Source organism: Pedobacter cryotolerans, from assembly GCF_005116475.1.
Taxonomy (GTDB): Bacteria; Bacteroidota; Bacteroidia; order Sphingobacteriales; family Sphingobacteriaceae; genus Pedobacter; species Pedobacter cryotolerans.
Genome location: NZ_SWBO01000022.1, coordinates 1 through 6,246, shown reverse-complemented (window position 1 = coordinate 6,246; position 6,246 = coordinate 1). Strand labels below are relative to the sequence as shown.

Genomic DNA, 6,246 nt, shown 5'->3' with positions numbered 1-6,246 from the left:
AGAAAATGCGTTTATATAGTTTTTTACAGTATTACGGGAAACACCGGTATGGGTGGCAATGGAAAGTTTGCTCCGCCCTTGGCTGTACATTCTGAGTATCTGTCTTATCTTGCTCATGCTAATCGTGGAATTGGCCATTTCGGAGGGATTATATATCCATCAAAAATAGGGTTGCTCCAATAGCATTTGGCCCCGTTCCAAACTGGTCAGTTTAGTCCGAAATCAGGTGGTCAGTTTCCAGCGGAATAGGTGGTCAGTTTAAACCGAAATGGGGTGGTCAGTTTCAGCGAAATCTCCAAATATGGATCTGCCCTGGATGGACGTGACACTTTACAAGCGGACCGGTGGAGTTGAGATTGCCGTAGATCTGCTGGTGAAGGAATATCTTGGAAAGCTGCGCATTCCCGAGTACGCGGTGTTTGTGCCCAAGCTATTGGGGAATGATGGCGTGGGGGAAACGCTCAGGGAAGATGCCTTTTTACTGGAAACGGATTTCAGACGAACCGTAGGAACCAGAGATGAGCATGGACTGTTCGTGGAAGGACAGCTGATGTCAGCGCAGGCGACTGCGGTCAGGTGCCTGGATTTTCTGAACCGCACTGATGGCACCAATGAGCGTGGGCTTGATCATAGGCTCCGGGTGGTTTCGGAACTCTGCCAGAGCTATCCAGTGGGCAAGGAGGTGGCGGGGATGATCTATCTGAAACATCCTGAGCTGCGCTGCATGATGAACCATAGGGTACAGCTGCCCTACACGGTCAGGATCGGCGCTGCACTGAAACTGACCGGAGATATTGGTAAACTTAGAGAACTGGGCAGAAATGCCTACGAAAACGAAAACTTAAAAAAAGCGATTATGGATGCAAAGAATTTAGAGAACCTCAAAGAGGAAATGGTGAAATTGGGTTTCAGTGAAAACCTGATCGGGCAGATGGAGGCCAGGATGGCAGCCAACGAGCCAAGATTTATCCTGTACGATGAGCTGAAAGGGGAAAAGGGGAGGGTGGAAATAGCCCTTCACTTTAACCAGTCCAAGAGCTCTGAATACTATTATTTCAACAAGTTCGATCTGGTGAAGGAGACCCAGCCGCCTTTGGCCCCTGGCGAGAAGTATTTTGTCTCTTCCCAAAGGCAGGGAGAGGAGGTGGTCCTGAAGGATTTCGAGATGCCTTCGCTTGCCATGAAGGAGTTCAATGCCAGGATGGAGGCATCCAGGGATATCCGTGGGGCTGCGCAATTGTATGCCGGGGTAAGCCTTCAGGATTCAAAAGAGCTTGCCACCATGGGCGATGGGAAGCTGATCAATGTGGACAAGGAGTTCTATAGAGCACTGAAGAACCCGGCGCCAGGCCAGACCTTTTATATCGAAAAGGGAAACGGGTTTACCGTGGCGCAGGGTCTGAATTTGCTGGAGGGCAGATCTGTCTATCGCCCTGACATGCTAGATATCTCCAACAGGGAATATTCGGCCTGGGTGAAACTGGACTTTGATGGGGAAAGGGACAGGGGAGGCAACTTCAAGACCAAGACCTTTACCGAGGGATACGGCTTTGATCTTTCTGCGGTGCTGGACAGGTTTGATTTTCGCGAGCTGGGTTCTGCGGGTAAACGTGCCGAGCTGGAGGCTGCCCTGATGAACGGAGACCGCGCTGTGGTCACCGTTGACATGAGTGGCAAGAAAGAGGCTATCCTGGCAGAGGCGGTACCTGAATTCAAACAAGTGAATTTGTATTCTCTGGAAGGTAGGTCTATAAAAAGGGAAGAGCACTTGAAGGAAGAGAAAATATCAGAAGTCTCTGTAGGAAGGGATAAGTCGTCTAAAAAAGAGCAAGAGCAGGGTTTGGGCGTTTAGCGGTTTTTTTTAACTTAGTGGCCACAAATCAATTATTAACCTATAAAATTTTATTCGATGGAAAATTTCACAAAAGTAAAGGAACTTGTCGCTTCGGTAGAGGCCGATGCCAAAAAGTTCTATGAGAATGGCAATTCTGCAGCAGGAACCAGGGTTCGTAAAGGCATGCAGGACCTTAAAAACCTTGCTCAGACCATTAGGGCAGAGGTAACTGAAAAGAAAAACGCAAAATAGACCTTGCTGTTTTGGGAACTTTGAAAAGCTTTCGGCCATTGGTCGAAAGCTTTTTTCGTTTTATTTGCTCTTTCCTGCTTCATAAGCCTTTACGATATGATGTTTATTAATGTAAGAGATGGTAAACCTTAATTGTCAGGCCTTGAATATGCTTTGCAGAAGTCTTAACAGCTTTTGTATGGACTTCCTTAAACTTTAACAGACAAGCAGAAAATATGCAAAGGTCGCAGCTTTAGGTGTTGAGGGTTGTTTTTAACTATCCCAAACCATCCATTATAAAACCACGGAGGTTGACTGTATTTATGATGATGACACTGTCATCTCTGGTTATAAAGCCTTTGGGAATGGGGAACAGCCTCAGGCTGTTTTCGCTTTTTCGAGTGTCTCATGGGCTTGTTGCCTCATGGCGAGTTGGATTTATCTTCCGATGAAGGCCAATCAGCAAGTTTCCCGTTGTTGTGCGCAACACATAGAAGTTCGACAATATGCCAAAACGGAGTGTTCGCCATCTTCTTTATATCAGGCTTCAAGGATAATCGCTATTGATCATTTATTGGTGATTTTTATTTGAATAAAATAAATTTTTTACCTTTACAAAGGCATTTCAGCACCAGCCTATATGAAAAGAATATTGATCATAGATGATATAGAAGCCCATCGAGAGGTTCTATGGATGCTCTTTGATGATGAAGGGTATCTTGTCCTGTCAAAGGATGATCCAAGGAATCTGGAATTGGTGATAGAAGAATTTCTACCGGACTTGATCGTAATGGACATAATGATGGGAAGGTTCAATGGAGCGGACATTTGCCAACGGATCAAGAACTCCCCAAGGTACGATGGAATAAAGGTTCTCCTAATGACCGCCTCGGTCGTATTGGATAAGCTGGATTTGACCAGCACACTGGCAGATGCCCACATTGCAAAACCCTTTGATATCAATCATATGGCTGAAGTGGTAAAACAACTTATGGATACATGATTTGACAGGCTTTCGAAATCCCAATCATCTCGGGCTCCTGATGGATGTTCTTCGTGTCTTGCTATCGGTTTTATGATTTATATCTTATACTTTGTTTCGTCAATCTGTGGTGGTGCATTTAGTTAGTTTCAACTTCTTGCGAGGGTGTCAGAAGGAATAGACATACTTCTGTTTCAACTTCACCCGCGGTAACGAAGTCAAATCTTCTGTTAAGGGAATGCTGGGCGGAATTGAATTTTTCGATGAAGGTGCCTGCGGAATTGTTGAATTTAAGGTACCCTTCACTGAAGTACCGTTCCTCGATCTCTCCAGATGAATCCCTATGGTCAAGGTTCAGTTCGGTGATTTCCATCGTTTCCCTATCTATCCTCAGCCACCTGAACTTCTCATCTTGGGCTGCTCCAAGACCCTTGCACCTAACCTCCAAAACCATTAGGTCAGTGTTTTCCAGAAAAAACTTGAATTCGATAGTAGACATGTTGGGGTGTGTTTTGCCACTAAATTAATGCTTCTGTTGGTGCAGTTGAAATCAACTTTTCAACATTCTTGTTTCCTGGGTCCAGGACCTAGGGATTGGGCGGATTATCATGGGCTCTAATGTTGATCTCAAGGTAGCGATCTGTCATGACCACCAGTATCTTTCCGTTTTCAAGTTCCATGTGTCCAAATTCATAGCAGAAAAAGTAATCGCCCTTTTTGGTGTGCAGGATATTGGTATAATAATCAAAATTATAGCCCCTGTCCAGCATCCAGCCACGGGTGACGACCTTGGTCTGGTCCAGGAAGGCGCCAGTTGATTTCATGATGCTACGGTTGCGCCTGAGGTCACGGGTAATCTCATAGATGTGCTTTTCCTCTCCCCAGGATTCCTTTCTTCGGTTCTTGCTGTTGGCGCGGTTGCGGCACGCATCGTTGCAGTACTTCTTGTCGCTCCTGCCGAAGAGTTCCTTGCCACAGCCGGTATACTGGCAGGTCCGGTCATAAATATAGGTAAGCTTTGCCATCGTATTAAAAATCAGGTGGATATCCGATTTTTAAACGTTTCCATCGTGTAACTTATTTTGCAACCGACTAGTTTTTTCTTCCCTCTCCAACTTTGCCCTTGAAAAACCATAAGTATTATGAAAGGCAATTTATTGATGACCGAAAGCTTCTCCTCTGGAGGGAGAAGGCACTACTTCCTTGATTTCAAGAAGACCTCAAGGGACAGTAGGTTCATCCAGATCTCAAGGAGCGACCAGCAGGAAGATGGTTCTTACCGGCGAACCTTCGTGATCGTGTTCGAGGAGGATTTCCATTTTCTGATATCGGCGATGAGCTCACTCTTCCACCATTGCGCACATTTGGACGAAGATGGTAAGTCCGTCCAACAGATCCATCAGGATAACAGGGTCAGTCGTGAAAGGGGTATCCCAAGCTGGGATCCAGCGATGAAACCTCGGGAAAAACTGATGACAGTGGGTGCGGAATGCCTACTTGACCAGGAGCTATTGGCCATATTAATTGGTTCAGGGACACCGGGCGAGGATGCTGTGGCACTTTCATCACGCATGCTCAAGGCATTTGGCGGTTTCGCTGGATTTACCGGAGGAGACATTTCTTCCCTCTGCAGGTTTGATGGCATTGGGGAGGCAAAGGCCTCTGCCATCCTTGCAGTGATGGAGATCAGCAGGCGGATGAAGTGAGGGTGATTTTATTTTTTTCAATCGAAACGGATAAAAAGGCGGCGAATATCGTGACCTCCGCTGGCTGCGCACGCATAATGGCCGGCTGTGCCGTCTACCCTTCGGGACTTATAGTGCTCCACTGCGCTTAAAAGGTCACGGTCTTCTTTGCTTTCTTTTTTCCGTTTTTTCTTTTGAAAAAATCCTTTTGGGAACGGACTGGAAGAAGCGATAAAGTTTAATTTTTTACCTAAAAACCATTGTTATGGAAATTACAGGAAGATTGACAGCCGATGCGGTTGTGAGGAAAGTTACAGAAGAGAAAAAAGTGGTGGGCTTTACCATTGCGGTTAATGACAGTTACAGGAGCGGGGAGGAGCGCAGGGAGATTGCCACGTTCTTTGAATGCTCTTACTGGAGGAATGAGGGAATTGCCGAGTACCTTAAAAAAGGGGATTTGGTGCAGGTCTATGGAAGGGTTGGCGTGAATGCCTACCTCAACAGGGATGGGGAGGCGAGGGCTGCGCTTACCTTCCATGTCTCGGAAATCAAGTTGTTCGAGGGCGTAAAGGGTGGTTCGGCGAAAAAGGCAGAAGTGAGGGAAAGTGGGGACTTGCCAGTGGAGCAGGCGGTAAAGTCAGAAAGTGCCATGAAGCCCTCAACGGCTTTTGATAATGTGCCAAGCGTTGGGGATGATGGTTTAGGTTTTTAATTGGAGGGTTGAGCGATGGCAATTGATGAACAGTATTTGAATAATGAAATCGAGGACTTTAGGGGCGCATTCTGCCCCTTTGGTTACCTCGACATTAAAAGGGCGGTATCAGAAGCTTTGGAAATCGGTAAAGATTCCAGTTGGGCGTTTGAGCAAATGGAAGCTTTTGCAGAGGACTGCGATATGAAGATTACAGACCTAGACCCTTGTTATGTAGTAATGGATGCCATCTTGCAGATGGCAAGGAACGAAATCGAGGAAATGACAGGCTTTGATCTGCAGAACGATGCCAGTTTTGAAACCATGGGCAATTTCTGCGCCACAACCTATGACTGGCAATCCGAGGACATCGAACTATTGACAGATGCCTTAAGCGGCAATCCCGATGCGCTTGAAAACCTGTCGGATGCAACAAGGTACTGGCTTTCACAGGTTGAAATTGATTTGGATTCATTGACCGGGGAGCAGTAGATGCTCCCCAAATTTTACCATTATGCCATTACTTGGAGATTTCGCTGAAACTGACCACCCCATTTCGGTTTAAACTGACCACCTATTCCGCTGGAAACTGACCACCTGATTTCGGACTAAACTGACCAGTTTGGAACGGGGCCAAATGCTATTGGAGCAACCCTATTTTTGATGGATATATAATCCCTCCGAAATGGCCAATTCCACGATTAGCATGAGCAAGATAAGACAGATACTCAGAATGTACAGCCAAGGGCGGAGCAAACTTTCCATTGCCACCCATACCGGTGTTTCCCGTAATACTGTAAAAAACTATATAAACGCATTTTCT

The 6,246-nt window shown here is 46.2% G+C and carries 10 protein-coding genes; 7 read left to right on the top strand and 3 right to left on the bottom strand.

The features are described 5' to 3' along the window. The coding region (locus FA045_RS18630; RefSeq protein WP_262709615.1) for a hypothetical protein at positions 1 to 90 on the bottom strand (90 nt) is incomplete at its 3' end. A 178-nt stretch (positions 91 to 268) separates the two neighbouring features. Between FA045_RS18630 and FA045_RS18625 the strand changes: the two genes are divergently transcribed. From FA045_RS18625 to FA045_RS18615, 3 genes are all read left to right on the top strand, one after another. Then, positions 269 to 1,852: a hypothetical protein gene (locus FA045_RS18625; RefSeq protein WP_136878589.1), complete on the top strand. Its 1,584-nt coding sequence runs from the start codon at positions 269 to 271 to the stop codon at positions 1,850 to 1,852. A 57-nt stretch (positions 1,853 to 1,909) separates the two neighbouring features. After that, positions 1,910 to 2,086 carry a histone H1 gene (locus FA045_RS18620; protein ID WP_136878588.1) on the top strand — a complete coding sequence of 59 codons (177 nt, stop codon included), beginning with the start codon at positions 1,910 to 1,912 and terminating at the stop codon, positions 2,084 to 2,086. Positions 2,087 to 2,705: 619 nt separating this feature from the next. Beyond that, positions 2,706 to 3,068 carry a response regulator gene (locus tag FA045_RS18615; protein ID WP_136878587.1) on the top strand — a complete coding sequence of 121 codons (363 nt, stop codon included), beginning with the start codon at positions 2,706 to 2,708 and terminating at the stop codon, positions 3,066 to 3,068. Positions 3,069 to 3,186: 118 nt separating this feature from the next. On the opposite strand, the gene FA045_RS18610 is transcribed toward FA045_RS18615, so the two are convergent. Then, positions 3,187 to 3,546: a hypothetical protein gene (locus tag FA045_RS18610; protein ID WP_136878586.1), complete on the bottom strand. Its 360-nt coding sequence runs from the start codon at positions 3,544 to 3,546 to the stop codon at positions 3,187 to 3,189. Between the two features lie 88 nt (positions 3,547 to 3,634). Continuing rightward, complete coding sequence (locus tag FA045_RS18605; RefSeq protein ID WP_136878585.1) at positions 3,635 to 4,072, bottom strand: hypothetical protein; 438 nt, start codon at positions 4,070 to 4,072, stop codon at positions 3,635 to 3,637. A 117-nt stretch (positions 4,073 to 4,189) separates the two neighbouring features. Between FA045_RS18605 and FA045_RS18600 the strand changes: the two genes are divergently transcribed. The 4 genes from FA045_RS18600 to FA045_RS18585 form a co-directional block, all read left to right on the top strand. After that, positions 4,190 to 4,753, top strand: coding sequence for a UPF0758 domain-containing protein (locus FA045_RS18600; RefSeq protein ID WP_136878584.1), 564 nt, complete (start codon positions 4,190 to 4,192; stop codon positions 4,751 to 4,753). 244 nt (positions 4,754 to 4,997) lie between these two features. Continuing rightward, complete coding sequence (locus FA045_RS18595) at positions 4,998 to 5,444, top strand: single-stranded DNA-binding protein (protein WP_136878583.1); 447 nt, start codon at positions 4,998 to 5,000, stop codon at positions 5,442 to 5,444. A gap of 15 nt (positions 5,445 to 5,459) precedes the next feature. Continuing rightward, positions 5,460 to 5,915 (top strand): hypothetical protein, encoded by a 456-nt coding sequence (locus tag FA045_RS18590; protein WP_136878582.1) that lies wholly within the window; start codon positions 5,460 to 5,462, stop codon positions 5,913 to 5,915. 193 nt (positions 5,916 to 6,108) lie between these two features. Then, positions 6,109 to 6,246 (top strand): helix-turn-helix domain-containing protein (locus FA045_RS18585; RefSeq protein ID WP_169305084.1); only part of this gene is annotated, 138 nt, incomplete at its 3' end.

Excerpts from the sequence above, each read along its gene's own strand:
- FA045_RS18610 (WP_136878586.1), bottom strand. The coding sequence starts at position 3,546 with ATGTCTACTATCGAATTCAAGTTTTTTCTGGAAAACACTGACCTAATG.
- FA045_RS18605 (WP_136878585.1), bottom strand. The coding sequence starts at position 4,072 with ATGGCAAAGCTTACCTATATTTATGACCGGACCTGCCAGTATACCGGC.
- FA045_RS18590 (WP_136878582.1), top strand. The coding sequence starts at position 5,460 with ATGGCAATTGATGAACAGTATTTGAATAATGAAATCGAGGACTTTAGG.
- FA045_RS18615 (WP_136878587.1), top strand. The coding sequence starts at position 2,706 with ATGAAAAGAATATTGATCATAGATGATATAGAAGCCCATCGAGAGGTT.
- FA045_RS18625 (WP_136878589.1), top strand. The coding sequence starts at position 269 with ATGGGGTGGTCAGTTTCAGCGAAATCTCCAAATATGGATCTGCCCTGG.
- FA045_RS18595 (WP_136878583.1), top strand. The coding sequence starts at position 4,998 with ATGGAAATTACAGGAAGATTGACAGCCGATGCGGTTGTGAGGAAAGTT.
- FA045_RS18600 (WP_136878584.1), top strand. The coding sequence starts at position 4,190 with ATGAAAGGCAATTTATTGATGACCGAAAGCTTCTCCTCTGGAGGGAGA.
- FA045_RS18620 (WP_136878588.1), top strand. The coding sequence starts at position 1,910 with ATGGAAAATTTCACAAAAGTAAAGGAACTTGTCGCTTCGGTAGAGGCC.